The organism is Phormidium sp. CCY1219 (assembly GCF_055795085.1).
Genome location: NZ_JAYFEQ010000314.1, coordinates 1 through 248, shown reverse-complemented (window position 1 = coordinate 248; position 248 = coordinate 1). Strand labels below are relative to the sequence as shown.

At 41.9% G+C, this 248-nt stretch carries 1 pseudogene; it reads right to left on the bottom strand.

Annotated elements, in window-relative coordinates:
- Positions 1 to 248: pseudogene (locus AC0QH1_RS05115) on the bottom strand (hypothetical protein); the annotation flags it as partial.

Genomic DNA, 248 nt, shown 5'->3' with positions numbered 1-248 from the left:
AACCAAAGAAGGATTTTTGCCGAAGTTTAGGTGCGCTTCTGGGAAAACCGTATTTATCAGAATTAACCATTTGCCGACAGGTTCCATAGCTTTAATTAGCAAAGGTTGGTATCCTTTGAGGTTTAAGCTATTAGGAGTTGACTGGCTCACGCAAGCAGCATCGCTCCAGTTAGACTTAGAGATGCCAAGACGCTTACGATTAAATTTAGTTAATCCTCCAGAACCTACTTCAACAGGTAGTCCAGTAG